This window comes from Streptomyces sp. CWNU-52B, from assembly GCF_047444975.1.
GTDB lineage: Bacteria > Actinomycetota > Actinomycetes > Streptomycetales > Streptomycetaceae > Streptomyces.
The window spans coordinates 54,619-81,084 of sequence record NZ_JBLFJV010000016.1; the positions used below are offsets into that span (position 1 = coordinate 54,619).

The window sequence follows — 26,466 nt, forward strand, 5'->3', positions numbered from 1 at the left end:
CCGGAGCGCCGCGCGGGCGGGCGTCGGGAGTAGCCTCGCCCGCATGCGAGCGATCACGATTCCTGAACCTGGTGGGCCCGAGGCGCTGGTGTGGGACGAGGTCCCCGACCCGGTGCCCGGCGAGGGCGAAGTGCTGGTCGAGGTGGTGGCGAGCGCGGTGAACCGCGCCGATCTGCTGCAACGGCAGGGCTTCTACGACCCGCCGCCCGGCGCGTCCCCGTACCCCGGACTGGAGTGCTCCGGGCGGGTCGCCGCGCTCGGCCCCGGTACCTCGGGGTGGAGCGTCGGGGACGAGGTGTGCGGGCTCCTCTCGGGCGGCGGCTACGCCGAGAAGGTGGCCGTCCCGGCCGGGCAGCTCCTGCCGGTGCCCGAGGGCGTCGCCCTCGACAAGGCCGCGGCGCTGCCCGAGGTGGCCTGCACGGTCTGGTCCAACGTCTTCATGATCGCCCACCTGCGCCCCGGTGAGACGCTCCTGGTGCACGGCGGGGCGAGCGGGATCGGCACCATGGCGATCCAGCTGGCCAAGGCCGTCGGCGCGAAGGTCGCCGTCACCGCGGGCAGCAAGGCGAAGCTGGACTTCTGCGCCGAGCTCGGCGCGGACGTGCTGATCAACTACCGCGAGCAGGACTTCGTCCAGGAGATCAAGGCCGCCACCGACGGGGCGGGCGCCGACGTCATCCTGGACAACATGGGCGCCAAGTACCTCGACCGCAACGTCCAGGCCCTCGCCTCCAACGGGCGCCTGGCGATCATCGGCATGCAGGGCGGCATCAAGGGCGAGCTGAACATCGCGATGCTCCTCGGCAAGCGGGGCGCCGTCACCGCGACCTCGCTGCGGGCCCGCCCGGCGGGTGAGAAGGCGTCGATCGTCGCGGCCGTACGGGAGCACGTCTGGCCGTTGATCTCCGGTGGGCAGGTGCGTCCGGTGGTCGACCGGGAGCTGCCCATGAGCGAGGCGGCCGCGGCACACCGGGTGCTGGAGGAGAGCGGGAACATCGGGAAGGTACTGCTCACGCTCCCGTGACGGCCCTGTTTCCGTGACGGCCCTGTTTCCGTGACGGCCGCGTCCCTCCCTCGCCCGTCGGGTCAGCCTCGTCTCACGCGCAGGGCCAGGAACGCCAGGCCCAGGCCCAGGCCGATGAGGACCAGGCCGCCGCCGAGGGGCAGGACGGGCTTCGGGGCGGGTCCGGGGCTGCCGGCGGTCCCCTGCGCGTCGACGGGACGGGCGGGCGGCGCGGACGGCGGAGCCACGTCCAGGGGGGCTTCCGGCGCGACGGAAGCCTCCGGGCTCGCTGGACCGGCCGAGTGAGCGGGTGCGCTCTCCGCTCTCTCTGTTCTCTCCGTGCTGTCCTCGCTGTCCTCGTCCGTCGGGGTCACCTCCCGGCCGGGGCGCTCGCGGCCCTCGCCCGCCCGGCTGCCGGCGCGCGACTCGGCCGGGACGGGCTCGTACGCGGCGGCGTACGACGGGTGGGCGAGGCCGGTCAGCGGGAGCAGCAGCAGGCCGGCCACGCGAAGGGTACGGAGCCATGGAGTCACGTCGGTGACCCCCTCCCGGTACGAGGAGCCAAGATCAACGGCATCAGCCTCACACGGTGTGCCCGTACCGGCATCTCGGTGTCCGCCGAAGGCGTTCCGTCACCCTCCGTGATCTTCCGTGGCGTACACAGGTGCACGGGGTACAGATTCGGCTATGTCGATACGTCATGGTCTGCTGGCGCTTCTGGAGCGCGGCCCTCGCTACGGTTCGCGGCTGCGCACCGAGTTCGAGGCGCGCACCGGCTCGGCCTGGCCGCTGAACATAGGGCAGGTCTACACGACCCTCGCCCGGCTGGAACGGGACGGCCTGGTCGTCCAGCAGGGCACGGACGACGCGGGACACGTGCTGTACGCGCTGACGGACGACGGCAGGACCGAGCTGCGGACCTGGCTGATCCGTCCCGTGGAGCGCTCGAACCCGCCGCGTGACGAACTGGCCATCAAGCTGGCCATGGCGGTCGGGGTGCCAGGGGCCGACGTACGGGCGATCGTGGAGGCGCAGCGGCGGTACCTGGCGGAGGCCGTGCACACGTACACGCGGCTCAGGGCGCGGGCGCTCGCGGCGGGGCCCGCGCATCGGGACGAGGTGGCCCAGCTGCTCGTCCTGGAGCATCTGATCTTCCGTACGGAGGCCGAGATCCGCTGGCTGGACCACTGCGAGGCCCGGCTGCTGCGGCTCGCGCAGGCCGCGGCGACGGAGCCGCCGCCTCCGTCCGTCCCGCCCTCCGCCTCGCCGGGACCGCCGTCCGGCTGACGCCGGGGCCCGGTTCGTACACGGTGGATCACGTTCAGGAGGGGGCACCACGGTGGTGACGTGTGTGAGTGCGAGAGAATGGCGGCATGGAGATGCCGAGGAACGAAAGGTCGCCGGAGAACCCTCAGATCCTGGTCGTAGGCCAGGACGGGATGGCTCTCGGCGGCGGTGGAGACGAGGACTCCCGTGAGGTCCCGGTGACGGAGATGGTGGAACAGCCCGCCAAGGTCATGCGCATCGGGAGCATGATCAAGCAGTTGCTCGAGGAGGTGCGTGCGGCACCCTTGGACGAAGCGAGCCGGGTACGGCTCAAGGAGATCCATGCCAGCTCCGTGAAGGAACTGGAGGACGGGCTCGCAGCCGATCTCGTCGACGAACTGGAGCGGCTCTCCCTGCCGTTCACGGACGACGGTATCCCCTCGGACGCCGAGCTGCGGATCGCGCAGGCTCAGCTCGTCGGGTGGCTGGAGGGTCTCTTCCACGGGATCCAGACCACTCTGTTCGCGCAGCAGATGGCGGCCAGGGCCCAGTTGGAGCAGATGCGACGGGCGTTGCCGCCGGGTGCCGGTGGCGAGGAGGAGCTGGTGGACCCGCGAGCGGGCGGCCGCTCGGGCGGCCCGTACCTGTAGGCACCCGCTTCAGTCATCTGCTGGGGCCCGGCATTCCTGCCGGGCCCCTTCCGTTCGATCAGCTGTGATTCAGCTGTGCTTCAGGTGTTGCCAGACCGGGTCAGACGGGGTCAGGCGGGGTCGCCCGTCGACACATAGAGCTGGATCTTGGGCATGCTGTCGGGGTCGACGTCCGTGTCCGCCTCGGGGATCTGGGTCATCACCGTGCCCTCGCCGTAGGCGTTCTCGTCCACCGTCTTGGACTCGTACTGCCAGCCCGCCGCCTGGAAGCACGCCTTCACGGAGTCGATGTTCTTGAACTTGAAGTTCGGGACCTTGATCTTGTCGGCGTCGTTGTACGACTCGTCGGGCTCCGTGCACTCGGTCTTCTCGATCTTCTTCGTGGTGTCGGGTCCCTTGTGCCCCGACACCTCCTCGGAAGCCGACGCGCGGGCGCTCTCGGCGTCGTACGGCTTCTTGTCGTCGTCCCCACCCAACGTCAGCGCGGCGATCAGCCCGCCGATGACGACGAGCGCGACGACGATCGAGCCGAGGATCACCGGCATGTTGCTCTTGCCGCCGCCGCCCGGGGACCCCGACTGCTGAACGGTCTGCGGCGACATCGTGTACGGCGGCGGGGTCGGCAGGCCCTGCTGCGGCGCGTACGCGGAGCCCTGGTGCGGTGTCGGGTAGCCGCCCTGCTGCGGGTAGCCGTACGAAGGAGCGGGCGTGTGCGCGGGGGTGTGCGCCGGCGTCGGCGGGCCGTAGGGGCCGGGCTGGTACGGCGTCTGTACGTTGCCCTGCGGTGCCTGGGCCGACTGGTCGACCGGCGGGAACACCGCGGAGCCCACACCGGCCCCGCTGGACGTCTGCACGCCCGGCACGATGCTCGGGGGCGCCGCCTGGAAGGACTGGGCCACGCGCAGGCACTCGTCCCGCATCGACTCGGCGCTGACGAAGCGCTCGTTCGGGTTCTTCTTCAGCGCGCGGGTGATCAGCGCGTCCACGGCGGGCGGCAGCGAGCGGTTGATCGAGGAGGCCTGGACGGGCGTCTCCTGGACGTGCGCGTACGCGATCGCCAGCGGCGAGTCCGCCTCGAACGGCAGCCGCCCGGTGACCAGTTGGAACAGCATGATGCCGACGGAGTACAGGTCGGAGCGGGCGTCGACGCCGCGGCCCAGGGCCTGCTCCGGGGAGAGGTACTGCGGGGTGCCGACGACCATGCCGGTCTGGGTCATCGACGTCACACCGGACTGCATGGCGCGGGCGATGCCGAAGTCCATCACCTTGACCACGCCGCGCTTCGTCATCATGACGTTGCCCGGCTTGATGTCGCGGTGGACCAGGCCCATCTCGTGGCTGATCTCCAGTGCGGCCAGCACATCCGCGGTGATCTTGAGCGCCTTGTCGGCGGGCATGGCGCCGAACTGCGTGACGTCCTGGTCGAGGACCGAGCCGAGCGGGCGGCCCTCGACGTACTCCATGACGATGTACGGGGTCGTCACCCCGTCCAGGTCGTCCTCGCCGGTGTCGAAGACCGAGACGATGTTCGTGTGCGTGAGTTTGGCCACCGACTGGGCCTCACGGCGGAAGCGCTCACGGAACGCCTGCTCACGCCCGAGATCGGTGTGCAGTGTCTTGATCGCGACCTGTCGGTCGAGCACCGAGTCGTACGCGAGATGCACCGAGGCCATGCCGCCTTCGCCGAGCAAGTCGCGCAGCTGGTAGCGCCCGCCGGCGACCGCGCGCCCCACATACCGGCCCTGTGCGCCGTCCTGGCTCATCTTTCTGCGTCCCCCATCGGCCATGCGCCGCACGCGGGCGAAAGCTGCTGGTGTGGCTCCCGCGGTCGGTGATCTCTGGTGTTATTCCGGCCAAGTCTGCCGGAGGGCACTGACACGTCAAGCTCGGTGCCCGTTCCGTGACCGTACGCGACAGAAGAGTCGCGGAAGCGTTACAGGTGCCGTACTACCGGTACACACCATGTGCACCCCGCGGACCGGCCGCGGGCTGCGGCGGCCGGGTCCATCACGGACCGGCGGTTCGCGTGGAGGCTGTAGCGTGGCCCGACGGAGACCGTAACAACCACCGCGCGTACTACGTCGACCGGTGTGGACAGAAACGACGGCGAGGACTGATGGCACAGCAGCAGCGCGCTCAGGGCCCGTCCGACCCCGAGGCGACTGGCGGCGGTATGTCAGATGCGCCGGAGTTGTGGGGTAACGGCGGGCTGGTCGGGGACGGTCGGTACCGACTGACCCACAGACTCGGCCGGGGCGGCATGGCCGAGGTGTTCGCGGCGGAGGATGTCCGTCTGGGGCGGACAGTGGCGGTCAAACTGCTCCGTTCCGACCTGGCCGAGGACCCCGTCTCGAAGGCCCGCTTCACCCGCGAGGCCCAGTCGGTGGCCGGTCTCAACCACCATGCGGTGGTGGCGGTTTACGACTCCGGCGAGGACGTCCTCGCCCACCAGACCGTCCCGTACATCGTGATGGAGCTCGTCGAGGGTCACACGATCCGCGAGCTTCTCCTCAGCGCCGAGGCGCCGGGCCCCGAACAGGCGCTCATCATCGTCTCCGGTGTGCTGGAGGCGCTCGCTTATTCACACCAGCACGGCATCGTTCACAGGGACATCAAGCCCGCGAACGTGATCATCACCAACACCGGTGCGGTGAAGGTGATGGACTTCGGCATCGCGCGCGCCCTGCACGGCGCCCAGTCGACGATGACCCAGACCGGCATGGTCATGGGCACGCCCCAGTACCTCTCCCCGGAGCAGGCGCTCGGCAAGGCGGTCGACCACCGCAGCGACCTGTACGCGACGGGCTGTCTGCTCTACGAACTCCTCGCGCTGCGGCCTCCGTTCACCGGCGAGACCCCGCTGTCGGTGGTCTACCAGCACGTCCAGGACATCCCGGTGCCGCCGTCCGAGGTCTCGGACGGGACGCCGCCGGAGCTCGACGGGCTGGTCATGCGGTCGCTCGCGAAGGAGCCCGACGACCGGTTCCAGACCGCGGAGGAGATGCGCGGACTGGTCCAGTACGGGCTGCAGATGCTGTACGACCAGGGCGGTCACACGGGCACCTGGAACACCGGCCCGGTGGACGCGCACGACGGTCCGAACACTCCGGCGATGGGGATGGGCGCGGCGGGGCTGCCGCACCCCGGCGACCAGGGCACCACCCAGATCCCGTCACCGATCCTGCCCCCGGGGCGGGGCGGAGGCGACGACGGCGGTTTCGAGGGCAACGGCAACCGGGGCGGCGGCCGCGGCAAGATGTGGATCCTCGCGGTCTTCGCGGTGATCGCGATCGCGGCGGGAGTGGCGCTGGCGCTGAACGGCGGCGGCGACGGTGGCGGCGGGACCGGCCCGAAGACGTCGCCGACGGCCTCGGAGACCGAGAAGGACGCCACGCCGACCGAGACCGAGAGCGACGAGCCGACGGACGAGGAGACGGAAGAGGACACGAGCTCGGGCGGTTCCTCGGACTACACGCCGGACTACACGCCGACGCCGAGTTACGAGCCCTCGCCCACCGAGAGCGAGCCCTCGGACCGGCCCACGTCCAAGGACCCGGTGACGTCGGAGCCGCCGGACGAGGAGACGACGCCGACGAACGAGGAGCCCCCTCCGCCGGAGTCGCCGGCCGCCAACGGTGGCGCGAACGGGGATCCGGGCACCGAGGACTGACCCGTACGGCAGCTTCTCTCATGAACGTCACGCGCGCGTGGAGCCCGGAAACGGGGTCCACGCGCGCGTGTCATGTGCCGCGGGTACCGGTGCCCATGGGGTGCACGGTCGCCAGACGGGGTGTGATCCCCAGGTAGACGGGTTCGAAGGGGCGGCCGTCCACGCGCAGCGGACCGGGACCGAAGTGTTCGAGCTCGGCGGCGGTCGGTTCGACGCTCTCGCACACCCCGACGATCTGTACGGACCACCGCTCGACGCCCGGGAGGGCGGAGCCGAGGTTGTCCGCGCCGTACGCCACGACCTGTCCCGCGCACGCCTGGTGGTGCCCGTGGCCCCTGTGCATGCGCAGCAGGACGCGGTCGTCCGCGGCGACGATGTGGCGGGCGGGCGCCAGGAAGGGCAGTGCGCGCACGCTGGCCGCCACCCGGCCGTACTCGACGCGGCCGAGCAGGCCGGCGGCGATGTGCTGGTCGGTCGGCATGCCCCCAAATCTGCGGCATCCCGGGGAGCCGGGAACAGGGGCACGGGGCCCCTCGGCACAGGCCGTAGGTCCCGAATAAGTGACCTCTACGTAGTACCGACCGACCTCTGGGTAGCTGCTTCCAGCTCCACGGACCACCGCGCCCGCCGCCCTGCGACTGCACGCCCGCCCGGCTGCCGGCCCACGACTGGCCGCCCGCTGATTGCCCGCTCGGCCGCCCGCCCGTTCGCCCCAGCGCCCCGGCCGCCCGGCTGCCCGCCGGTCCGTCCGGCCGCTCGGGGCTCGACTGCCCCGGCGCCACCGGCACCCGCGCGCCCGGCCGCCCGCGCGTCAGGCCGCCTGCCGGTTCGTCCGCTGTCCGACTGCTCGCGGTTCGACCGTCCCGGCGTCCGACTGGCCGCCCGTCCGCCAGCGCGCCAGACCGCCCACGCCCCCGCCCCCGTCGGCGGGCTCCGCTCCGCTCGGGTCAGTGTTGTTTCTCCGCCTGCATCCGGGCCACATAGGCGGCCGCCTGCGCACGTCGCTCCATGCCCAGTTTGGCCAGCAGGCTGGAGACGTAGTTCTTGATCGTCTTCTCGGCGAGGTGCAGTCGCTCGCCGATCACGCGGTTGGTGAGCCCCTCGCCGATCAGGTCGAGGATCCTGCGCTCCTGGTCGGTGAGCTTCGCCAGCCTGGAGTCGCCCTTGGGGCCGCCCCCGTCGCGCAGCCGCTCCAGGACACGGGCGGTCGCCTCGGGGTCCAGCAGGGACTTGCCGGCCGCGACGTCACGGATCGCCGAGAGCAGTTCGTCGCCCCGGATCGCCTTGAGGGCGTAACCCGAGGCGCCCGCCATGATCGCGTCGAAGAGGGCCTCGTCGTCGGCGTACGAGGTCAGCATGAGGCATTTGATCGACTCGTCCCCGGAGCGGATCTCCCGGCAGACCTCGACGCCGCTGCCGTCCGGCAGGCGTACGTCCAGGACCGCGACATCGGGGTGCGTGGCTGGAATTCGCGCCAGCGCGTCGGCCGCCGTGCCGGCCTCGCCGACCACCTCGATGTCGTCCTCCATCGACAGCAGCTCGTGCACTCCCCGGCGGACCACCTCGTGGTCGTCGAGAAGGAATACGGTGATTTTTCCTTCTTCGGGCACGGGGTCAGTCTCACACACGATCTTTCCGCTCGCGCCAGTGGAACTCTTCCCGTCCCCGGGGTGAGCGGGATAACGTGCCGGTGTTCCGGCCCCCTGCGAGGCTGTGACCAGTGCTGTGACCAGCGACTGTTCCCGACAACTGCGAAGCACCTGGAAGTCCGAGTGGAAAGTACTTGGAAATCCGATCAAAAACGCAGGTCAGGAGGGGTTTCACAGAAATGTGGAGCACTGGGTAACGTGCTTGTTGCAGGGCGCTCGCCGGGCACCTGTCACGCCTGTTCCCGGCCGAGGGCACCCACCCCGTGCACGGGTACGGAGACCAGGCGAGCCGCTCCCCCGGCTCTCGACGAGCAGGGGGAACCCCAGTTCCCGGCAACCCCGGGGGCCGGACCGACGGAGGAGCACACGTGACCGTGGAGAGCACTGCCGCGCGCAAGCCGCGACGCAGCGCCGGCAGCAAGCGCGCCGCTGCGAAGAAGCCGCCGGGCGCCCAGCCCGACCTCGTACAGCTGCTGACCCCCGAGGGGAAGCGCGTCAAGAATGGCGAATATGACGCGTACGTAGCCGACATCACCCCTGAAGATCTCCGCGGCCTGTACCGCGACATGGTGCTCACCCGGCGCTTCGACGCCGAGGCCACCGCTCTGCAGCGCCAGGGCGAGCTGGGCCTGTGGGCCTCGCTGCTCGGCCAGGAGGCGGCCCAGATCGGCTCCGGGCGGGCCACCCGCGAGGACGACTACGTCTTCCCGACCTACCGTGAGCACGGCGTGGCCTGGTGCCGCGGCGTCGACCCGGCCAACCTGCTCGGCATGTTCCGCGGGGTGAACAACGGCGGCTGGGACCCGAACAGCAACAACTTCCACCTGTACACGATCGTCATCGGCTCGCAGACGCTGCACGCCACCGGTTACGCCATGGGCGTGGCCAAGGACGGCGCCGACTCGGCCGTGATCGCGTACTTCGGGGACGGCGCCTCCAGCCAGGGCGACGTCGCCGAATCGTTCACCTTCTCATCGGTCTACAACGCGCCTGTCGTGTTCTTCTGCCAGAACAACCAGTGGGCCATCTCCGAGCCCACCGAGCGCCAGACCCGCGTCCCGCTCTACCAGCGGGCGCAGGGGTACGGCTTCCCGGGCGTCCGCGTCGACGGCAACGACGTCCTCGCCTGCCTCGCCGTCACGAAGTGGGCCCTGGAGCGGGCCCGCCGGGGCGAGGGGCCGACCCTCGTCGAGGCGTACACGTACCGCATGGGCGCCCACACCACCTCCGACGACCCGACCAAGTACCGGGCCGACGAGGAGCGCGAGGCGTGGGAGGCGAAGGATCCGATCCTGCGCCTGCGCGCGCATCTCGAGGCCTCAAACCACGCGGACGAGGGATTCTTCGCGGAACTGGAAGCCGAGAGCGAGACGTTGGGCAAACGAGTACGCGAAGTCGTCCGTTCCATGCCGGACCCGGACCGCTTCGCCATCTTCGAGAACGTGTACGCGGACGGACACGCGCTCGTGGACGAGGAGCGGGCCCAGTTCGCCGCCTACCAGGCGTCGTTCGCCGATGAAGGGGAGGGCAAGTAGCGATGACAGCGGAAAAGATGGCGCTGGCCAAGGCGATCAACGAATCGCTGCGCACCGCCCTCGACTCGGACCCCAAGGTCCTGATCATGGGCGAGGACGTCGGCAAGCTCGGCGGTGTGTTCCGGGTGACGGACGGACTGCAGAAGGACTTCGGCGAGGAGCGGGTCATCGACACCCCGCTCGCCGAGTCGGGCATCGTCGGCACGGCGATCGGGCTCGCGCTGCGCGGCTACCGCCCGGTGGTGGAGATCCAGTTCGACGGTTTCGTCTTCCCGGCGTACGACCAGATCGTCACGCAGCTCGCGAAGATGCACGCGCGAGCGCTCGGCAAGATCAAGCTCCCCGTCGTCATCCGCATTCCGTACGGTGGCGGCATCGGCGCGGTCGAGCACCACTCCGAGTCCCCCGAGGCGCTCTTCGCGCACGTGGCGGGCCTGAAGGTGGTCTCCCCTTCGAACGCGAGCGACGCCTACTGGATGATGCAGCAGGCCATCCACAGCGACGACCCGGTGATCTTCTTCGAGCCGAAGCGCCGCTACTGGGACAAGTCCGAGGTCAACCGCGAGGCGATCCCCGGGCCGCTGCACAAGGCGCGCGTGGTCCGCGAGGGCAGTGATCTGACGCTGGCCGCGTACGGGCCGATGGTGAAGGTCTGCCAGGAGGCCGCGGCGGCCGCCGAGGAGGAGGGCAAGTCCCTCGAAGTGGTGGACCTGCGCTCGATGTCCCCGATCGACTTCGACTCCCTCCAGACCTCGGTCGAGAAGACCCGCCGGCTGGTCGTGGTGCACGAGGCGCCGGTGTTCCTGGGGACGGGCGCGGAGATCGCGGCCCGGATCACGGAGCGGTGCTTCTACCACCTGGAGGCACCGGTGCTGAGGGTCGGCGGCTACCACGCCCCGTATCCGCCGGCCCGCCTGGAGGACGAGTACCTGCCGGGCCTGGACCGGGTGCTCGACGCCGTCGACCGCTCGCTGGCGTACTGAGGAGAAGGTCGTGACGACGATGACTGAAACGGCCTCGGGGCTGCGTGAGTTCAAGATGCCCGACGTGGGCGAGGGACTGACCGAGGCGGAGATCCTCAAGTGGTACGTCAAGGTCGGTGACACGGTCACCGACGGGCAGGTGGTGTGCGAGGTCGAGACCGCCAAGGCCGCCGTCGAGCTGCCGATCCCCTACGACGGGGTGGTGCACGAGCTGCGCTTCCCCGAGGGGACCACGGTGGACGTCGGCCAGGTGATCATCGCGGTGGCCGTGGGCGGCGGAGCCGCTCCGGCCGCCCCGCCCGCGGCACCGGCACCGGACGCGTCGGTGGCGGCTCCGGCCGAGCAGGCGGCGGCTCCTTCCGGGGAGTCCGACGCGGCCCCCGCGGAGCCCGAGCCGGAGGGCCGCAAGCCGGTCCTCGTCGGGTACGGGGTCGCGGTGTCCTCCACGAAGCGCCGCCCGCGCCGGGGTGTCCCGGTCCCGCAGCCGGAGGTGCCGGGGGTGCCGGAGGCGCCGGAAGTGGCCGCGGCGGTCCAGGCGGTCCAGGCCGAGCTGAACGGACACGCGGCACCCGCCGCATCCGCGCTCGCGACACCCGCTCCGGCGGCCCGTCCGCTGGCCAAGCCTCCGGTGCGCAAGCTGGCCAAGGACCTCGGGGTCGACCTGACGGCGGTCACGCCCTCGGGTCCTGACGGCATCATCACCCGCGAGGACGTGCACGCGGCGGTGGCCCCGGCCGCCGTCCAGGAGCCCGTGGCCACCCCGGTCACCGCGGCGCCCTCGGCTCCCGCCGGCGCTCCGGCCGCGGCACAGCTCGCCTCGTACGACGGTGTGCGGGAGACGCGTGTCCCGGTCAAGGGCGTCCGCAGGGCGACGGCGGCGGCGATGGTCGGCTCGGCGTTCACCGCGCCGCACGTCACCGAGTTCGTCACGGTCGACGTGACGCGCACGATGAAGCTGGTCGAGGAGCTCAAGCAGGACAAGGACATGCAGGGGCTGCGGGTGAACCCGCTGCTGCTGATCTCCAAGGCCCTGCTGGTCGCCATCAAGCGCAACCCCGACGTCAACGCCTCATGGGACGAGGCCAACCAGGAGATCGTCCAGAAGCACTATGTGAACCTGGGCATCGCGGCGGCCACGCCTCGCGGTCTGATCGTCCCGAACATCAAGGACGCCCACGCCAAGTCGCTGCCCCAGCTCGCCGAGGCCCTCGGACAGCTGGTCGCCACCGCCCGGGAGGGCCGGACCTCACCGGCGGCCATGCAGGGCGGCACGGTGACGATCACCAACGTCGGCGTGTTCGGCGTCGACACCGGCACGCCGATTCTCAACCCCGGTGAGTCGGCGATCCTCGCCGTCGGATCCATCAAGCTCCAGCCGTGGGTCCACAAGGGCAAGGTCAAGCCCCGGCAGGTCACCACGCTGGCGCTGTCCTTCGACCACCGGCTGGTCGACGGGGAGCTGGGCTCGAAGGTACTGGCGGACGTGGCGGCCGTTCTGGAACGGCCCAAGCGGTTGATCACCTGGGGGTAGGTGGCCCCCAAAAGATTGCGCCGCTCCCCGCGAGCCCCCCAACCGGGGGCGCGGGGAACGGCGCAATCTCTTGCTCGTCGCTCTTGCTCGTCGCTCTTGCTCGTCGCTCTTGCTCGTCGCTTTTGCTCGGCTACTTGGCGAAGCCGTAGTTCATGAGCTTCTTCGCGTCCGACTCGCGGGCGGCGATGGACGTCGAGGCGAGAACCGTCCCGACGACCGTCTTGCCGTTGCGCGTGGCGGCGAAGACCAGGCAGTACTTGGCCTCGGGGCCGGAGCCGGTCTTCACACCGATGGCACCGGAGTAGCTGCTGAGCAGACCGTTGGTGTTGGTCCACGCCGCCATCGTGCGCGTGCTGCCGGTCTTCGTCACGGTCTTCGCCGTGTACTTCTTGGTCTTCACGATCGCGCGGAAGTTGGCGCTCTTCATCGCGCTGCTGGTGATCTTCGTCAGATCGCGCGGCGTCGAGTAGTTCGAGCCCTTGCCGATGCCGTCGAACGAGTCGAACTTCGTGTTCGTGAGGCCGAGGTCCTTGGCCTGCTTGTTCATCTTGCCGATGAACGACTTCACCCGGGCGGCGCGCGTCGAGCCGGAGCCGAACTTGTCGGCGAGCGCGTACGCGGCATCGCAGCCGGACGGCAGCATCAGGCCGTACAGGAGCTGACGGACGGTGACCTTGTCGCCGACGATCAGACGGGCCGACGAGGCGGTGTTGGCGACGATGTAGTCGCTGTACGCCTTCTGGATGGTGACCTTGGTGTCCAGGTTCAGGTTCGGCTGGGCCAGGACGACCTTCGCCGTCATGATCTTCGTCGTGGAGCCGGTGGAGCGGCGGGTGTCCGCCGCCTTGGTGTAGAGCGACGTGCCCGAACCGTTGTTCATCACGAAGCCGCCCTTGGCGGCGATGGTGGGCTTCGTGAGGGCCTGTGCGGGTGCCGTGCTGAGGGCTCCGGTCGCGAGCACGGCTCCGGTGGTGAAGACCACTGCGGCAGCTCTGCGGACTCGCATACCCTTAATGCCGGTTATCAAGTCGATTACCCCGATTACGTTGAAAGCGCCGAAACGGTGCCAAATACCCCAAGGGAGCGGCCACTTGGGAGTGGCGCTTTCTCTTGAGACACGTAAGTAGAACAAAAGGATGTGCGACCGCTGAACCGGGGTTGGTCTATTTCTCCGGTCCGCTTGATCCGTGCGTCGGCCGGTCCGCTCGTCAGGTCCGCCCGTTAGGTCCACATCCTGGACCGTTCCCGGCATGCGTACGTGTTGTATCTATGCTGTGCGCATGCCTTCAGCCCCGTCCCCCGCCGCCGCACCCGACCGCCAGACCGTCCAGCAGACCGAAGGGCGGGCCGTAAAGCAGCCGCCGGCCGCCGAGCGCGTCTACACGCATGTGAAGCAGGCCGTACTGGACCGCCGTTACGAGGGCGGGACGCTGCTCACCGAGGGCGAGTTGGCCGACGCCGTCGGTGTCTCCCGGACACCGGTGCGCGAGGCGCTGCTCAAGCTGGAGGTCGAGGGCCTGATCCGGCTCTACCCGAAGAAGGGCGCCCTCGTGCTGCCCGTCTCCGTGCAGGAGATCGCGGACGTGGTGGAGACCCGGCAGCTCGTCGAGGCCCACGCGATCCGCAAGGCGGTCCCGGCCTCGCCCGCGCTGATCGAGCGCCTCACCGAACTCCTGGCGAAGCAGAAGGAGCAGGCCGCCGCCGGGGACCGGGCCGGAGCCGCCGTCACCGACCGCTGTTTCCACGCCGAGATCGTCCGCAGCGGGGGCAACGAGATCCTCTCCCGCCTCTACGACCAGCTGCGCGACCGGCAGCTGAGGATGGGCGTCGCCGTGATGAACGCCCACCCGGACCGGATCACCAAGACGCTCGCCGAGCACCAGGAGATGCTCGACGCGCTGCGCTCCGGTGACGCCGAGGCGGCGGTCGCCCTGGTCCACCGCCACGTCAGCTGGTTCTCCAACCTGGCCCGCGGTGACGTCCGATGAGCTCACCCTCGTCGTCATCGTCCTCCTCCTCGTCCTCCTCTTCTTCGTCGTCCTCGCTGTCGCTTCCCGGTGATCCGCCCGGTGGCCGCCGCGCCGTCACGGTCTGGTCCGTCGGCGTCTCCGTCTACTTCGTCGCGGTCATCTTCCGTACGTCGCTGGGGGTGGCCGGCCTCGACGCCGCCGACCGCTTCCACGTCAACGCCTCCGCGCTCTCGACCTTCTCGATCCTCCAGCTCCTCGTCTACGCGGGCATGCAGATACCCGTCGGCCTGATGGTCGACCGGCTGGGCACGAAGAAGGTGCTGACCTTCGGCGTCGTCCTGTTCACGATCGGGCAGCTGGGCTTCGCGTTCTCGCCCACGTACGGCACGGCCCTCGCCTCGCGGGCGCTGCTCGGCTGCGGCGACGCGATGACGTTCATCAGCGTGCTGCGCCTGGGCACGCGCTGGTTCCCGGCCCGCCGCGGGCCGATGGTCGCGCAGCTCGCCGGTCTGGTGGGCATGGCCGGCAACCTCGTCTCCACGCTCGTGCTGGCCCGGCTGCTGCACGGCGTCGGCTGGACGGCCGCGTTCGCGGGCAGCTCTCTCGCCGGTGTCGTCGTCCTCGTCCTGATGCTGGTGTTCCTGAAGGACCACCCCGAGGGGCATGAGCCGGAGCCGTTCCCGCACCAGGGAGCCGCGTACGTACGCCGTCAGATCGCGGCGTCCTGGCGGGAGCCCGGGACCCGGCTCGGGCTGTGGGTGCACTTCACGACGCAGTTCCCGGCGATGGTGTTCCTGCTGCTGTGGGGGCTGCCGTTCCTCGTCGAGGCGCAGGGCCTGTCACGGGCGACGGCCGGGGAACTACTCACCCTCGTCGTGCTCTCCAACATGCTGGTGGGCCTGGTGTACGGGCAGATCGTCGCCCGGCACCATGCGGCGCGGCTGCCGTTGGCGCTCGGCACGGTGGTGTCGACGGCCGTCGTGTGGGCGGCCACGCTCGCGTATCCCGCCGACCGGGCGCCCATGTGGATGCTGGTGGTGCTGTGCGTGGTGCTCGGTGCCTGCGGGCCCGCGTCGATGATCGGCTTCGACTTCGCGCGCCCCGCGAATCCGCCCGAGCGGCAGGGGACCGCCTCCGGCATCACCAACATGGGTGGGTTCGTCGCGTCCATGACCACGTTGCTCGCGGTCGGGGTGCTGTTGGACGCCACCGGGGGCAGCTACACCGTCGCGTTCTCCTCGGTGTTCGTGCTGCAGGCGCTTGGGCTCAGTCAGATTCTGCGGTTGCGGAAGCCGGCGGCTCGGCGGGAGCGGGAGCGGTTGGTTGCGAGCCGGGTGGAGACGGTGCATGTGCCGGTGTAGCGGTTCGGGGGGTGGGGCGGGGGTGGGGGCCGGGTTTTTCGCCCCCGCCGCCCCTTCCCGTCCCGTCCCTGGGGGCTGCGCCCCCAGACCCCCGCTGTCGGCCTGAACGGCCTCGTCCTCAAACGCCGGACGGGCTGAAAACCACGACCGCCGGGCGGGCTGAAAGGTCTGCTACTGCGTGACCGTGAAGTTTCTCAGGATCGCCGCTGTCAGTTCCGGGTCGCCCTCTGTCTTCAGGCGGTCCGCGACCGCCTCCGGGGTCACCCGGCCGCAGGCCAGGCGGAAGTACGTCTCCCAGTCGAGGGTGAGCGTGGCGGCCGGGCCGAGGGACGGGGCGCCGTCTATCGAACCGACGCCGTCCGCGTCGACGCGGACCGTGCGCAGGAACTCGACGGGTCCGTGGATGTCGAAGACGATCGCGGAGTTCGGCGGTGCGCCCGCGTCCTTGGCGATGACCTTGGGGAGCCGGCTGAGCAGTACGTCACGGGCGATGTGCGCACCCGGGGAGTCGAGGTCGCCGGGCCGGCCGAGTGAGGTGCGCAGATCCTGCTCGTGCACCCAGAGGTCGAACGCCCGGTAGCGCATGGACTCTTCGAGAGTGACCTCGGTGCCGAGCGGGCCGCGCACCAGCGCGTCGGGCTGCCTCGACTCGTTGCGCAGCTGACGGTTGCGGCGGATGATCGTGTACTCCAGCTCGGAGGTCATCTCCGGAGCGGTGTGGTGCCGGCGGACGTCGACCTGCATCTCCATGTACCGCTGGTGCTCGTTCGTCACGTGGTACAGGTCGCGGGGGAGCGTGTGGATCGGCCGGGGATCGCCCAGCATCTCGCAGTCGAGGCCGATCACATGGGAGACGATGTCGCGTACCGACCAGCCTGGGCAGGGCGTCCGCCGGTTCCATTCTCCCTCCACCAACGGCGACACCAGATCGGATATCGCGTCGATGGAGTGGGTCCAGGCGTCGGCGTAGGACTGAAGGCTGGGATGCAGACTCACGGAACGGGACCCCTCGGGCGGTTGGGCGCGGGCAGTGCACAGGCAGCGGGTGTCTTGGGACGCTAAGTTACGCTGCTGTGAGGCACCCCGGCAGTGCTTTGGTGTGACGATCGTAGGCCCGTATCAACGGCTCGAATGCCAGGACGGTGGTACTGTGCGCGCCTCTCTCCTTCAGATCGCCGTCGACGAGGGCGAATCGGTCGACGTCCGCAGGCAGCGAGTCGCCTCGCTGGTCCGGCGGCAAGCCGGGTCCGACCTGGTGATCCTGCCCGAACTCTGGACGACCGGCGCCTTCGCCTTCGAGTCGTTCGACGCCGAGGCCGAGCCGCTCGAAGGGCCCACGTACGAGGTGATGGCCAAGGCGGCGAGCGACGCGGGCGTGTGGCTGCACGCCGGCTCGATTCCCGAGCGGGTGGATTCCGGGGCTCTCTACAACACCTCTCTCGTCTTCTCTCCTTCCGGCGAACTGGCCGCCACCTATCGCAAGATCCATCGCTTCGGGTTCGACAAGGGGGAGGCCGTGCTGATGGGCGCGGGCTCCGAGCTGGCCACCGTCGAGCTGCCGCAGACCACGCTCGGTCTCGCCACGTGCTACGACCTCCGATTCCCCGAGTTGTTCCGTGGGCTTGTCGACGCCGGGGCCGAGACGGTCGTCGTCCCGGCGGGGTGGCCGGAGCGGCGGCGCTCGCACTGGACGCTGTTGGCGCGGGCGCGGGCTGTCGAGGACCAGGTGTTCGTGCTCGCTTGTGGAACGGCTGGGGGGCATGCGGGGGTTCCGCAGGCGGGTCACTCGATCGTGGTGGATCCGTGGGGGGAGGTTCTCGCGGAGGCGGGGAGCGCGGAGGAGGTCCTCCACGTGGAGTTCGATCCCGGGAAGGTCGGGGTCACGCGGGGGCAGTTTCCGGTGTTGCGGGATCGGGTGCTGGGGGTTGAGCCGCCTCGGCGGTGAGCCGTCCCGGCGGGCCGTTGGCCGCGGGGTGGGGGTGGGGGCCAGGGTTTCGCCCCCGCCGCCCCTACCCTTCCCGTCCCTTCCGGGGGCTGCGGCCCCCAGACCCCCGCTGTCGGCCTGAACGGCCTCGTCCTCAAACGCCGGACGGGCTGGCAGGCCGGGCCGGGCCGCACGAGTGGGTTCAGTCCTCGTCGCGTTCCTTCTCCGCCAGGTGGATGACGCAGACCGCCACCGCGATCAGCAGCGTCGGGTCCGCGTCGTCCCGTACGATCTCGACGCCGTACGTCTCCCTCACCCGCAGCCAGCGGCGCGAGATGTGGGCCAGCAGCTCACCGTCGTACTCGACGACGAACTCCCGGTCGAGGATCTTGCCGCTGACGTCGAGCTCGGTGTCGTCGGCGAGGGCGACGCGGTAGTGGTTGCGCAGCAGCGACAGCCGTTTCCTGCGGATGGTCGCCAGGGGTTCGCCGTCCCGCTCGACGACCATCGTGTCCCGCAGGGCGAGCATCTTCTTGTGGATGTCGATCAGCACACGCCCCTGTGGGTCCTTCAGCTCGAAGGTGTCCCGCAGCCGCATGGCCTTGCCGTCGACGAGGAACGCCTTGCGGCCGTGCTCGTCCTCGATCCAGTAGTCGTCGCCGATACCCAGGAGCCGGTCGCGTACGAGGAATTTCATACCTCTACCGCTTCCCCGGTGACGGGTCCGAAACGCCGCCGGTAGGCCGACGGACTGAGTCCCGTCTCACGCCGCAGCCGTGCGCGCAGGTTGGCGGCGCTGCCCAGACCGCTGCGCCGCGCCACGATGTCGAGCCGTTCCTCACCGCGCTCGATGAGCCGGCAGGCCAGCGCCACCCGCTCGCCCGTCAGCCACGCCAGCGGTGTCGTACCGAGCTGGGCGCGGAAGCGGCGGTGCAGCGTGGCCGGGCTGACCGTCGCCCGCGCCGCGAGGTCCGCGACCGTCAGGGGCTCGGCGACGCGTGCCCCGGCCCAGGCGAGCAGCGGCGCCAGCGACTCGTCGGGTACGTCGGGCACCGGCCGCTCGACGAACTGCCGCTGCCCGCCGTCGCGATGGGCGGCGAAGACGAGCCGCCTGGACACGGAGTTAGCGATCTCGGCGCCGTGGTCGCGCCGCACGATGTACAGGCCGAGGTCGAGGGCGGCCGCGCTGCCCGCCGCGGTCAGCACGTCCCCCTCGTCCACGAAGAGCACGTCCGGCTCCAGGACGACCTTCGGATGCAGCTCCCTGAAGAGGTCGGCCCAGCGCCAGTGGGTGGTGGCCCGGCGCCCGTCGAGCACCCCGGCCTCGGCGAGCGCGAAGCTGCCGGTGCACAGGCTCATGACACGGGCGCCCCGCGCATGGGTGCGCCGGACGGCGTCGAGCACGGCCTCGCCGCGCGGTACGACGTTGTCGGGGCGGCCGGGGACGACGAGGGTGTCCGCGCTGTCCACGGCGTCGAGCCCGGAGACTCCGCTCAGCGTGAAGAAGCCGTGGTTCATCCGCACCTCGGGAGTGGGCGCGCACAGCGTGAGCTCGTACAGCGGTCGCGCGAGCCCGAGTTCGGGGCGGGGCAGCCCGAACAGCTCGGTCGCGACCCCGACCTCGAAGGGGTTGGTGCCTTCGTCGACGATCACGGCGACACGGTGCGAGGATCCTTGCGGCATGTGCGATTCCTAGCACTCGTCCGAGCCGGGCGCCATCGCCGACGATGATCGGTATGAGTGCACCCACGGAACCACCCACGGAACCCGTCGCCCTGTCCGCCGCCCTGGCCTCGTTCACCCAGCGGTGGAGTCCTCGTATCGTCACCGCCGTCAACGACTACGACGTGCGCGTGGCCAAGGTCGAGGGTGAACACCTCTGGCACGTCCACGACCACACCGACGAGTTCTTCCTGGTCCTGAGCGGCGAGCTGCACATCGCGCTGCGCGAGGCGGCCGGCGAGCGCACGGTCGTCCTGCCCAGGGGCAGCGTCTTCACGGTCCCGCGCGGCACCGAGCACAAGCCGTACGCCCCCGCGCCCACCGAGATCCTCATGCTCGAACCGACCGGCACGTCCACGGTCGGCGACCGCCACGGCGAGGTACCGGACCATGTGGACGCGACGACGGGTCACGCGTTGCGCTGAGCCGTCACCGGGCGGACTTCACTGCCGTGAGCAGGGCGGTCAGGGCGGTGGGGGCGGGGGTGATGACGGTGGCCGGGGTGTCGCTCTCGCGGAGGTGGAGAGTGGTGAAGACGGCTGCTATCTCCAGGCAGTCCTCGTCGCCACCGCCCCCGGAGAACGACGACTTCTGCCAGTGGACATCGGGAGACATAGGGGGCCTTTCAGAGGTCGGCGACCGCCACGACGAGGTCACGGACCACGTGGATACGACGACGGGGCATGCGTTGTGCTGAGCCGTCACCGACGGGAGGCTGTGGCGCCGCCCGGTTCCTTCACGCGGAGGGGCTGGGCGCGGTGTGTTTCACTGCCGTGAGCAGGGCGTTCAGGGCGGTGGGGGTGGGCGAAAGGACGGCGGCCGGGGTGTCGCTCTCGCGGAGGTGGAGGGTGGTGGGGGTGGCGGATATCTCCAGGCAGTCGTTGTCCACGTCGCCTGCGGAGTACGACGACTTCTGCCAGCGGAAGGTTTGAGACACCGGAGACCTTTCAAAGTTCCTGTGCGATACGGCGGATGAGGCCGAGGGAAGCGTCCTCCGCGAGCGCCACACTGTCAACGTGTTGGAGTTTGGTCCGGTACCGATGCAACTGAGCGGGCGCGTCGACGAATTCGGCACCGTGCGGCGTATCGATCTGCACCGTGTCCAATTGCGATACGACTCCCCCGAGGTACTGCACGGCAAGGCTCGCGCCTGCGAAGTCCTCTGTGGCGAAGGGGATGACACGGAGGGTGAGTGAGTCCCTCTCGGCTGCCTTGAGGAGGTGTTCGAGTTGACCTCGGGTGACTTTGGAGCCGCCGACGAGCATCCGTAGTGCGGCTTCGTGGACGATCACGTCGTACGGCGTCCCCGACTCAAGGACCTGCTGACGGCGCATCCGGAACGAGATGCGCATCTCGCGGTCCTCCTCAGGGAGGGTCGGGTTCACGAAGAGCGAGGCGGCGCGTACGTGGTCCTCGGTCTGGAGTACGCCGGGGATGTGGGCCACCTGGAAAGCGCGCACGTACGCCGCGTGGTGCTCCAGTTCGGCGAGGTCGAGCGCCGGAGGAGGCAGTACGCCCCGGTACTCCTCCCACCAGCCCTTGCGGCGCTGCACGGTCATCTCGGCCAGGGATTCCGCGAGTTGGTTGTCGTGGCACTCGTAGAGCCCGGTCAGGCGACGCAGCCGCTGCTCGCTGATGCCGAACCGGCCGGATTCGATGTGGCTGATCTGGGTCTGGTTCACGCCGAGGAAGGCGGCCGCTTCCCGCGACTCGATGCCTGCCGCCTCGCGCAGTTTGCGCAGTTCGGTGCCGAGCCTCTCTTGGCGTGCCGTGGGATTGACCCTCGGCGGCATGGCGTTCTCCTCGGTTGTCGTACTTTTCGGGACCAGTTGATACGTATCAGGCTGAGCCGATACCGTTGCAACGTACCTCACGGAGAGTGCCCAAGTGGTCACTAATCCGCAACTCCCGCACGCCCACCTCCGTTGGAAGCGCCACCCCTGGAATTCGCCGGTCGACCCCGGGGGCGCCGGACAGCAACGCGGCCGGGCTCGCGCGAACCCCCCTCACTTCACCGGAGTCGATGCCCCATGCCCTCGTACACCCTCATCTGCCCACCTCGCGACACCTCCCCCCACATCGCCCGCGAGTTCGTCGCCACCGTCCCGCGCACCATGGAACTGGACCGCGCCCTCGTGGACGACGCGATCCTCTGCACCTCCGAACTCGTCACCAACGCCTGCGTGCACGCCAAAGGCGACGGCACCGTGCTGTGGCTGGCGGTGGAGGAGGGGAAGCTGCGGGTGGTGGTGTACGACGGGGACGAGAACCCGCCGGTGATGAGGGAACTGTCGACCGAGACGTGGGAGCGCGGCGGCGGCCGGGGGCTGTGCCTGGTGGACAGTCTCACGGAGGGCCGCTGGGGCCACGGCCCGGACATCCCGTACGAGGGGCAGACCCACCCCGAGGGCAAGGCGGTCTGGTTCGCCCTGCCCGTACCGCGTCCGGCGGCACCATGACCGCGAGGGATCATCCGGCCGCCGCGGTCAGCCGCCGTAACCGTCGCTGTAGCCGCCGCGGTTGTGGTGGTGCGGGTCCTCGACCACCTGTGTGGTCGGCGGTACCACGACCCGGCGCCGCCTGGCGATGCTGCTGAACGTGGCCACGCCGATCAGGCCGACGATCATGAAGATGACGCCGACCAGGTTGACGTCGACCCCCTGCATGTCCCAGTCGGTCGCGAACGTGAGGATCGCTCCTACGGCGATCAGAATGATGCATCCGCCCAGGCCCATGGATGTCGCCTCCTGTTGCACACGGTGTCGTGCCGGGCCCGGGAACCGTACGGTCCCCGGGCCCGGTCCGGGTACCCGGAACAGGTGCCTCCATGCAGGGGGTTGACGGGGTGTCTAGCCCTCCAGGAACGCCACCAGCGCGTTCGCCAGGAGGAACGGGTCGTCCGCGCCGCACAGTTCGCGGGCGCTGTGCATCGACAGGATGGCCACGCCGATGTCGACCGTCTTGATGCCGTGGCGGGCCGCGGTGATGGGCCCGATGGTCGTGCCGCAGGGCATCGAGTTGTTGGAGACGAAGGTCTGGAAGGGCACACCGGCCTTCTCGCAGGCCGCGGCGAAGACCGCGCGGCCCGAACCGTCCGTGGCGTACCGGTTGTTGACGTTGACCTTGAGGATCGGGCCCTTGCCGGCGCGCGGGTGGTGCGTCGGGTCGTGCCGTTCCGCGTAGTTCGGGTGCACGGCGTGGCCCGTGTCGGAGGAGAGGCAGACCGTGCCCGCGAAGGCGCGCGCCCGGTCCTCGAACGACCCGCCGCGGGCGAAGACCGAGCGTTCCAGCACACTGCCGAGCAGCGGGCCGTCCGCTCCCGTGTCCGACTGCGAACCGTTCTCCTCGTGGTCGAACGCCGCGAGCACCGGGATGTACGGCAGGGGCGTCTCGGCGGTCGCCACGGCTGTCAGCGCCGACGTGCCGGCGTGCACCGACAGGAGGTTGTCCATGCGCGGACCCGCGACGAGTTCGTTGTCACGGCCCAGGTAGGCGGGCGGTTCGATGGAGTGGACCATCAGGTCCCAGCCGGTGGTCTCGCCCTCGTCGACGCCGCACTCCTGCTCCAGGAAGCGGATCAGATCGCCGTCGCGCACGTCGTCGCCCAGGCCCCAGACGGGCTGCAGGTGCCGCTGCTTGTCGAGCTTGAGGCCCTCGGCGGTGACGGTGCGGTCCAGGTGGATGGCGAGCTGCGGTACGCGCAGCAGGGCGCGGTCGATGTTCACGAGCCGGGTCGAGCCGTCCCGCAGGGACAACCGTCCGGCCAGGCCGAGGTCCCGGTCGAGCCAGGAGTTGAGCAGCGGGCCGCCGTAGACCTCGACGGCGACCTGTCTCCAGCCGTGGCCGCCGTTGTCGGGGCGGGGCTTCACCCGCAGGTTGGGGGAGTCGGTGTGCGCCCCGACGATGCGGAACGCGGTGTGCGGCTCGGCGCCCTCCGGCACGTACCAGGCCACGATCGCGCCGCCGCGCAGCACGTACTTCCCGCCGCTGGTCCCGTCCCACGCGTCGGTCTCCGAGACCTGGCGGAAGCCCGCCTTCTCCAGCCGCTCGGCGGCGTTCGCCACCGCGTGGTACGGGGACGGGCTCGCCCCCAGGAAGGACATGAGGTCGTCGGTGTGTCCGCGGTCGAAGCGGGGCGGTGTGCGCATGGGTTCACCTTAACGACGTAAGAAGACCCGCCCCCGGGGACGGGAACGGGCCCTGCTGAGCGGTGTGCGCGGACCGGATCGGACACGACCGGACACAGATCAACACGCCTGGACACGGCTGGACACGGCTGGACACGACCGGACCGGCGGGAGGGGCGGGGACGGGGTGGACGGGCCCTCGCGCGGACCTGTTCGGTGGGCCTCGCGATGCCCGACCGCTTCGCGAGGCCCACCGGGCAGGGAGCCCCGTGCGGTGCGTGGCGCGCTGTGCGCGTCCGCGTGCCGCGCGGGGCTCCGCGGTGGCCTTACGGCTTGCCCAGTGCCCCAGTGCCCCAGTGCCCCCAGGCACCCAGTGCCCATCCGCCCCTGTCAGCCGGAGTCGGTCAGAACGCCGCCTCGTCCAGGTCCATCAGGTCCAGCTCCACGGCCTCGGCGAGCTTGCGGGCGCCGGTGACGTCCGGCAGGACGTTGGCGGCGAAGAACTTGGCCGCCGCGATCTTGCCGGTGTAGAAGGCGGCATCCTTCGCGGACACGGCCTTGGTCGAGGCCGCCTCCAGCTTCTCGGCGGCGACGGCCGCGCCCTTCAGGAGCAGGTAGCCGACGACGACGTCACCGGAGGCCAGCAGCAGGCGGGTGGTGTTCAGCCCGACCTTGTAGATGTTCTTGACGTCCTGCTCGGTCGCCGCGAGGTCCGTGAGCATCAGGCCCACGATGGCCTCCAGCTCGACGGCGGCCTCGGCCAGGTGCTCGCGCGCGCCGGACAGCTCCTCGCCGCCGGTGCCGAGCGCCAGGAACTTCTTGATGTCCTCGGCGAGCGAGTTCAGCGCGGCGCCCTGGTTGCGGACGATCTTCCGGAAGAAGAAGTCCTGGCCCTGGATCGCGGTCGTGCCCTCGTACAGCGTGTCGATCTTGGCGTCGCGGATGTACTGCTCGATCGGGTACTCCTGCAGGAAGCCGGAGCCGCCGAAGGTCTGCAGCGACTGGGCGAGCTGCTCGTAGCCCTTCTCCGAGCCGTAGCCCTTCACGATCGGCAGGAGCAGGTCGTTGAGCGCTTCGAGGGCGGAGGCGTCCTCGCCCTCGGCCTGCTTGACCTGGATGTCGTCCTGGACCGCGGCGGTGTGCAGCACCAGCGCGCGCATGCCCTCCGCGTACGCCTTCTGCGTCATCAGCGAGCGGCGTACGTCCGGGTGGTGCGTGATGGTGACCTTGGGCGCGGTCTTGTCCATGAACTGCGCGAGGTCGGGGCCCTGGACGCGCTCCTTGGCGTACTCCAGCGCGTTCAGGTAGCCCGTCGACAGGGTGGAGATCGCCTTCGTGCCGACCATCATGCGGGCGAACTCGATGATGCGGAACATCTGGCGGATGCCCTCGTGCTTGTCGCCGACGAGCCAGCCCTTGGCGGGGTGGCGGTCGCCGAACGTCATCTCGCAGGTGTTGGAGGCCTTGAGGCCCATCTTGTGCTCGACGTTCGTCGCGTAGGCGCCGTTGCGCTCGCCCAGCTCACCGGTCTCGAAGTCGAACTCGTACTTCGGGACGAGGAAGAGGGAGAGGCCCTTGGTGCCGGGGCCGGCGCCCTCGGGGCGGGCCAGCACGTAGTGGAGGATGTTCTCCGACATGTCGTGCTCACCGGACGTGATGAAGCGCTTCACGCCCTCGATGTGCCAGGAGCCGTCGTCCTGCTGGACCGCCTTCGTGCGGCCGGCGCCGACGTCCGAGCCGGCGTCCGGCTCGGTGAGCACCATGGTGGAGCCCCACTGCCGGTCGACGGCGATCTTCGCGATGCGCTTCTGGACCTCGTTGCCCTCTTCGAAGAGGATGCCCGCGAACGCGGGGCCCGAGGAGTACATCCAGACCGCCGGGTTCGCGCCGAGCACCAGCTCCGCGTACGCCCAGATCAGGGAGCGGGGCGCGGTGGTGCCGCCGATCTCCTCGGGCAGGCCCAGGCGCCAGTACTCGGAGTCCATGTAGGCCTGGTAGGACTTCTTGAAGGACGCCGGTACGGGCGCGGTGTTGGTCTCCGGGTCGAAGACCGGCGGGTTGCGGTCGGCGTCCGCGAAGGACTCCGCCAGCTCGTTCTCCGAGAGGCGGGTCAGCTCTTCGAGGATGCTCTTGGCGGTCTCTGTGTCCATCTCCGCGAACGGGCCGGTGCCGTACAGCTTGTCGCGCCCGAGCACCTCGAAGAGGTTGAACTCGATGTCGCGGAGATTCGACTTGTAGTGCCCCATGGCGACGGCTCCGTTAAGGGATCGGGGAGGTGGTGAGTCCTCGTACCTGGTTCGAGTCTACGTTCGATTATGGTGCGCATCCGTGACATATCCGGTTCGCGTACCAACTAGTAGCCACGATGATGCTACCCGTCGGTAATAAGAAGCAACCCCTGACTGCCCAAGTGTGAGCAGGGTCTACATTCGGGTGCGAGTCGGCGGGGCCGCCACCCGTTCCGTGAAATCGGACTGTTCGAGGAAAAACCGCTGTTCGAGGAAATCCGCCATGAGCGTCCTCGGGCCCCCTGCCCTCGGTACTCTTGCCCCCATGTACGGCTACGACCAGAACGTGGGACCGGGGCAGCAGCAGTACGCGCAGCCCCAGCCGCCGCCGCAGCAGCAGATGCCCGGCGGGGTCGGCGGGTACGGCCAGCAGCCGCCGCTCTACCCCGAACCGTCGCCGCCGTCGCTCGCGGACGCGGTGCGCGCGTTCACCACGGGGTCGCTGACCCCCGAGGACTTCCAGCAGGTCTTCGCCACGTCCAAGGTCTACTGCCCGCGCGGTGACAACCCCGGATTCCTGGCGCTGCACAACACCCAGCAGCCCGTGATCCCGATGTTCACCTCGCTCAAGGAGCTGCGCCGGTACGCCGGCAAGGAGTCCAAGTACTTCGTGATCACCGGTGCCGAGGTGATCGACCTGCTCCCCACCGGCTACGGCTTCGTCCTCGACATGGAGGGGGAGCACCGCATCGTCTTCGACGCGAAGGCGGTCGAGCAGATGGTGGACTTCGCGATGCGCCGGATGTACGGCTGACCGACCGCCCTGCACGCCGGACTGTTCTGCATG

27 protein-coding genes are annotated in these 26,466 nt (G+C 69.9%); 13 read left to right on the forward strand and 14 right to left on the reverse strand.

Going from position 1 to position 26,466, the window contains the following annotated elements:
• Positions 1-43: 43 nt before the first annotated feature.
• On the forward strand, positions 44-1,024 hold the full coding sequence (locus ACLVWQ_RS16385; protein ID WP_414109449.1) for an NAD(P)H-quinone oxidoreductase: 981 nt from the start codon (positions 44-46) through the stop codon (positions 1,022-1,024).
• 62 nt (positions 1,025-1,086) lie between these two features.
• On the opposite strand, the gene ACLVWQ_RS16390 is transcribed toward ACLVWQ_RS16385, so the two are convergent.
• The gene (locus ACLVWQ_RS16390; protein WP_414109450.1) at positions 1,087-1,509 is read right to left on the reverse strand and encodes a hypothetical protein; all 423 of its coding nucleotides are present in this window, start codon (positions 1,507-1,509) and stop codon (positions 1,087-1,089) included.
• Positions 1,510-1,690: 181 nt separating this feature from the next.
• Here ACLVWQ_RS16390 and ACLVWQ_RS16395 point away from each other — a divergent pair, with 181 nt between their 5' ends.
• Entirely contained in the window at positions 1,691-2,290 is a 600-nt protein-coding gene (locus ACLVWQ_RS16395; protein ID WP_414109451.1) for a PadR family transcriptional regulator, read from the forward strand.
• Between the two features lie 86 nt (positions 2,291-2,376).
• Positions 2,377-2,919 (forward strand): bacterial proteasome activator family protein, encoded by a 543-nt coding sequence (locus tag ACLVWQ_RS16400; RefSeq protein ID WP_414109452.1) that lies wholly within the window; start codon positions 2,377-2,379, stop codon positions 2,917-2,919.
• A 110-nt stretch (positions 2,920-3,029) separates the two neighbouring features.
• Here the strand turns inward: ACLVWQ_RS16400 and ACLVWQ_RS16405 are convergent, their stop codons facing one another.
• Positions 3,030-4,682, reverse strand: a complete 1,653-nt coding sequence (locus tag ACLVWQ_RS16405; protein WP_414109453.1) for a protein kinase domain-containing protein — start codon at positions 4,680-4,682, stop codon at positions 3,030-3,032.
• A 353-nt stretch (positions 4,683-5,035) separates the two neighbouring features.
• Here ACLVWQ_RS16405 and ACLVWQ_RS16410 point away from each other — a divergent pair, with 353 nt between their 5' ends.
• Entirely contained in the window at positions 5,036-6,589 is a 1,554-nt protein-coding gene (locus ACLVWQ_RS16410; RefSeq protein ID WP_414109455.1) for a protein kinase domain-containing protein, read from the forward strand.
• A gap of 70 nt (positions 6,590-6,659) precedes the next feature.
• Here the strand turns inward: ACLVWQ_RS16410 and ACLVWQ_RS16415 are convergent, their stop codons facing one another.
• Positions 6,660-7,070 (reverse strand): pyridoxamine 5'-phosphate oxidase family protein, encoded by a 411-nt coding sequence (locus ACLVWQ_RS16415; RefSeq protein ID WP_414109456.1) that lies wholly within the window; start codon positions 7,068-7,070, stop codon positions 6,660-6,662.
• 466 nt (positions 7,071-7,536) lie between these two features.
• Positions 7,537-8,199, reverse strand: coding sequence for a response regulator (locus ACLVWQ_RS16420; protein ID WP_414109457.1), 663 nt, complete (start codon positions 8,197-8,199; stop codon positions 7,537-7,539).
• A 407-nt stretch (positions 8,200-8,606) separates the two neighbouring features.
• Here ACLVWQ_RS16420 and pdhA point away from each other — a divergent pair, with 407 nt between their 5' ends.
• Genes pdhA through ACLVWQ_RS16435 form a run of 3 tightly spaced genes read left to right on the forward strand, consistent with a single transcriptional unit; the run spans position 8,607 to position 12,287 of the window.
• Positions 8,607-9,773: a pyruvate dehydrogenase (acetyl-transferring) E1 component subunit alpha gene (pdhA, locus tag ACLVWQ_RS16425; protein WP_414109458.1), complete on the forward strand. Its 1,167-nt coding sequence runs from the start codon at positions 8,607-8,609 to the stop codon at positions 9,771-9,773.
• A 2-nt stretch (positions 9,774-9,775) separates the two neighbouring features.
• Positions 9,776-10,756, forward strand: a complete 981-nt coding sequence (locus tag ACLVWQ_RS16430) for an alpha-ketoacid dehydrogenase subunit beta (RefSeq protein WP_414109460.1) — start codon at positions 9,776-9,778, stop codon at positions 10,754-10,756.
• A gap of 10 nt (positions 10,757-10,766) precedes the next feature.
• Positions 10,767-12,287, forward strand: coding sequence for a dihydrolipoamide acetyltransferase family protein (locus tag ACLVWQ_RS16435; protein ID WP_414109462.1), 1,521 nt, complete (start codon positions 10,767-10,769; stop codon positions 12,285-12,287).
• Positions 12,288-12,417: 130 nt separating this feature from the next.
• Here the strand turns inward: ACLVWQ_RS16435 and ACLVWQ_RS16440 are convergent, their stop codons facing one another.
• Complete coding sequence (locus tag ACLVWQ_RS16440; RefSeq protein ID WP_414109463.1) at positions 12,418-13,314, reverse strand: D-alanyl-D-alanine carboxypeptidase family protein; 897 nt, start codon at positions 13,312-13,314, stop codon at positions 12,418-12,420.
• Positions 13,315-13,567: 253 nt separating this feature from the next.
• Here ACLVWQ_RS16440 and ACLVWQ_RS16445 point away from each other — a divergent pair, with 253 nt between their 5' ends.
• A complete protein-coding gene (locus ACLVWQ_RS16445; protein WP_414109465.1) occupies positions 13,568-14,275 on the forward strand; it encodes a GntR family transcriptional regulator in 708 nt (235 codons plus the stop codon).
• Positions 14,272-15,618 carry an MFS transporter gene (locus ACLVWQ_RS16450; RefSeq protein ID WP_414109466.1) on the forward strand — a complete coding sequence of 449 codons (1,347 nt, stop codon included), beginning with the start codon at positions 14,272-14,274 and terminating at the stop codon, positions 15,616-15,618. Before ACLVWQ_RS16445 ends, ACLVWQ_RS16450 begins: the two co-directional genes overlap by 4 nt.
• A 171-nt stretch (positions 15,619-15,789) precedes the next feature.
• Here ACLVWQ_RS16450 and ACLVWQ_RS16455 read toward each other — a convergent pair whose 3' ends face one another.
• Complete coding sequence (locus ACLVWQ_RS16455) at positions 15,790-16,614, reverse strand: maleylpyruvate isomerase family mycothiol-dependent enzyme (protein ID WP_414109467.1); 825 nt, start codon at positions 16,612-16,614, stop codon at positions 15,790-15,792.
• Between the two features lie 154 nt (positions 16,615-16,768).
• Here ACLVWQ_RS16455 and ACLVWQ_RS16460 point away from each other — a divergent pair, with 154 nt between their 5' ends.
• Positions 16,769-17,563: a carbon-nitrogen family hydrolase gene (locus ACLVWQ_RS16460; protein ID WP_414109469.1), complete on the forward strand. Its 795-nt coding sequence runs from the start codon at positions 16,769-16,771 to the stop codon at positions 17,561-17,563.
• 181 nt (positions 17,564-17,744) lie between these two features.
• On the opposite strand, the gene ACLVWQ_RS16465 is transcribed toward ACLVWQ_RS16460, so the two are convergent.
• Both ACLVWQ_RS16465 and ACLVWQ_RS16470 read right to left on the reverse strand, forming a co-directional pair.
• Entirely contained in the window at positions 17,745-18,239 is a 495-nt protein-coding gene (locus ACLVWQ_RS16465; RefSeq protein WP_414109470.1) for an LURP-one-related/scramblase family protein, read from the reverse strand.
• Complete coding sequence (locus tag ACLVWQ_RS16470) at positions 18,236-19,225, reverse strand: helix-turn-helix domain-containing protein (RefSeq protein ID WP_414109471.1); 990 nt, start codon at positions 19,223-19,225, stop codon at positions 18,236-18,238. The genes ACLVWQ_RS16465 and ACLVWQ_RS16470 overlap by 4 nt, the downstream gene beginning before the upstream one ends.
• 53 nt (positions 19,226-19,278) lie before the next feature.
• On the opposite strand from ACLVWQ_RS16470, the gene ACLVWQ_RS16475 reads away from it, so the two are divergent.
• On the forward strand, positions 19,279-19,689 hold the full coding sequence (locus ACLVWQ_RS16475) for a cupin domain-containing protein (protein WP_414109473.1): 411 nt from the start codon (positions 19,279-19,281) through the stop codon (positions 19,687-19,689).
• Positions 19,690-19,693: 4 nt separating this feature from the next.
• Here ACLVWQ_RS16475 and ACLVWQ_RS16480 read toward each other — a convergent pair whose 3' ends face one another.
• From ACLVWQ_RS16480 to ACLVWQ_RS16490, 3 genes are all read right to left on the reverse strand, one after another.
• The gene (locus ACLVWQ_RS16480) at positions 19,694-19,879 is read right to left on the reverse strand and encodes a DUF397 domain-containing protein (protein WP_414109474.1); all 186 of its coding nucleotides are present in this window, start codon (positions 19,877-19,879) and stop codon (positions 19,694-19,696) included.
• Positions 19,880-20,000: 121 nt separating this feature from the next.
• Positions 20,001-20,201: a DUF397 domain-containing protein gene (locus ACLVWQ_RS16485; RefSeq protein ID WP_414109475.1), complete on the reverse strand. Its 201-nt coding sequence runs from the start codon at positions 20,199-20,201 to the stop codon at positions 20,001-20,003.
• A gap of 10 nt (positions 20,202-20,211) precedes the next feature.
• Positions 20,212-21,057: a helix-turn-helix domain-containing protein gene (locus ACLVWQ_RS16490; RefSeq protein ID WP_414109476.1), complete on the reverse strand. Its 846-nt coding sequence runs from the start codon at positions 21,055-21,057 to the stop codon at positions 20,212-20,214.
• A 237-nt stretch (positions 21,058-21,294) separates the two neighbouring features.
• On the opposite strand from ACLVWQ_RS16490, the gene ACLVWQ_RS16495 reads away from it, so the two are divergent.
• Positions 21,295-21,723: an ATP-binding protein gene (locus ACLVWQ_RS16495; RefSeq protein ID WP_414109477.1), complete on the forward strand. Its 429-nt coding sequence runs from the start codon at positions 21,295-21,297 to the stop codon at positions 21,721-21,723.
• A gap of 27 nt (positions 21,724-21,750) precedes the next feature.
• Here ACLVWQ_RS16495 and ACLVWQ_RS16500 read toward each other — a convergent pair whose 3' ends face one another.
• The 3 genes from ACLVWQ_RS16500 to ACLVWQ_RS16510 all read right to left on the reverse strand — a co-directional run bounded on the left by ACLVWQ_RS16500 (position 21,751) and on the right by ACLVWQ_RS16510 (position 25,637).
• Positions 21,751-21,999: a DUF6458 family protein gene (locus ACLVWQ_RS16500; RefSeq protein ID WP_414109478.1), complete on the reverse strand. Its 249-nt coding sequence runs from the start codon at positions 21,997-21,999 to the stop codon at positions 21,751-21,753.
• 114 nt (positions 22,000-22,113) lie between these two features.
• Entirely contained in the window at positions 22,114-23,412 is a 1,299-nt protein-coding gene (locus ACLVWQ_RS16505) for a M18 family aminopeptidase (RefSeq protein WP_414109479.1), read from the reverse strand.
• A gap of 383 nt (positions 23,413-23,795) precedes the next feature.
• Positions 23,796-25,637 (reverse strand): acyl-CoA dehydrogenase, encoded by a 1,842-nt coding sequence (locus ACLVWQ_RS16510; protein WP_414109481.1) that lies wholly within the window; start codon positions 25,635-25,637, stop codon positions 23,796-23,798.
• Positions 25,638-25,944: 307 nt separating this feature from the next.
• Between ACLVWQ_RS16510 and ACLVWQ_RS16515 the strand changes: the two genes are divergently transcribed.
• A complete protein-coding gene (locus tag ACLVWQ_RS16515) occupies positions 25,945-26,433 on the forward strand; it encodes an SseB family protein (RefSeq protein WP_414109482.1) in 489 nt (162 codons plus the stop codon).
• Positions 26,434-26,466: the final 33 nt, after the last annotated feature.

Excerpts from the sequence above, each read along its gene's own strand:
- ACLVWQ_RS16395 (WP_414109451.1), top strand. The coding sequence starts at position 1,691 with ATGTCGATACGTCATGGTCTGCTGGCGCTTCTGGAGCGCGGCCCTCGC.
- ACLVWQ_RS16495 (WP_414109477.1), top strand. The coding sequence starts at position 21,295 with ATGCCCTCGTACACCCTCATCTGCCCACCTCGCGACACCTCCCCCCAC.
- ACLVWQ_RS16510 (WP_414109481.1), bottom strand. The coding sequence starts at position 25,637 with ATGGGGCACTACAAGTCGAATCTCCGCGACATCGAGTTCAACCTCTTC.
- ACLVWQ_RS16475 (WP_414109473.1), top strand. The coding sequence starts at position 19,279 with ATGAGTGCACCCACGGAACCACCCACGGAACCCGTCGCCCTGTCCGCC.
- ACLVWQ_RS16400 (WP_414109452.1), top strand. The coding sequence starts at position 2,377 with ATGGAGATGCCGAGGAACGAAAGGTCGCCGGAGAACCCTCAGATCCTG.
- ACLVWQ_RS16445 (WP_414109465.1), top strand. The coding sequence starts at position 13,568 with ATGCCTTCAGCCCCGTCCCCCGCCGCCGCACCCGACCGCCAGACCGTC.
- ACLVWQ_RS16415 (WP_414109456.1), bottom strand. The coding sequence starts at position 7,070 with ATGCCGACCGACCAGCACATCGCCGCCGGCCTGCTCGGCCGCGTCGAG.
- ACLVWQ_RS16465 (WP_414109470.1), bottom strand. The coding sequence starts at position 18,239 with ATGAAATTCCTCGTACGCGACCGGCTCCTGGGTATCGGCGACGACTAC.
- ACLVWQ_RS16470 (WP_414109471.1), bottom strand. The coding sequence starts at position 19,225 with ATGCCGCAAGGATCCTCGCACCGTGTCGCCGTGATCGTCGACGAAGGC.
- ACLVWQ_RS16500 (WP_414109478.1), bottom strand. The coding sequence starts at position 21,999 with ATGGGCCTGGGCGGATGCATCATTCTGATCGCCGTAGGAGCGATCCTC.
- ACLVWQ_RS16410 (WP_414109455.1), top strand. The coding sequence starts at position 5,036 with ATGGCACAGCAGCAGCGCGCTCAGGGCCCGTCCGACCCCGAGGCGACT.
- ACLVWQ_RS16450 (WP_414109466.1), top strand. The coding sequence starts at position 14,272 with ATGAGCTCACCCTCGTCGTCATCGTCCTCCTCCTCGTCCTCCTCTTCT.
- ACLVWQ_RS16490 (WP_414109476.1), bottom strand. The coding sequence starts at position 21,057 with ATGCCGCCGAGGGTCAATCCCACGGCACGCCAAGAGAGGCTCGGCACC.
- ACLVWQ_RS16480 (WP_414109474.1), bottom strand. The coding sequence starts at position 19,879 with ATGTCTCCCGATGTCCACTGGCAGAAGTCGTCGTTCTCCGGGGGCGGT.
- ACLVWQ_RS16505 (WP_414109479.1), bottom strand. The coding sequence starts at position 23,412 with ATGCGCACACCGCCCCGCTTCGACCGCGGACACACCGACGACCTCATG.
- ACLVWQ_RS16515 (WP_414109482.1), top strand. The coding sequence starts at position 25,945 with ATGTACGGCTACGACCAGAACGTGGGACCGGGGCAGCAGCAGTACGCG.
- ACLVWQ_RS16385 (WP_414109449.1), top strand. The coding sequence starts at position 44 with ATGCGAGCGATCACGATTCCTGAACCTGGTGGGCCCGAGGCGCTGGTG.
- ACLVWQ_RS16430 (WP_414109460.1), top strand. The coding sequence starts at position 9,776 with ATGACAGCGGAAAAGATGGCGCTGGCCAAGGCGATCAACGAATCGCTG.
- ACLVWQ_RS16405 (WP_414109453.1), bottom strand. The coding sequence starts at position 4,682 with ATGAGCCAGGACGGCGCACAGGGCCGGTATGTGGGGCGCGCGGTCGCC.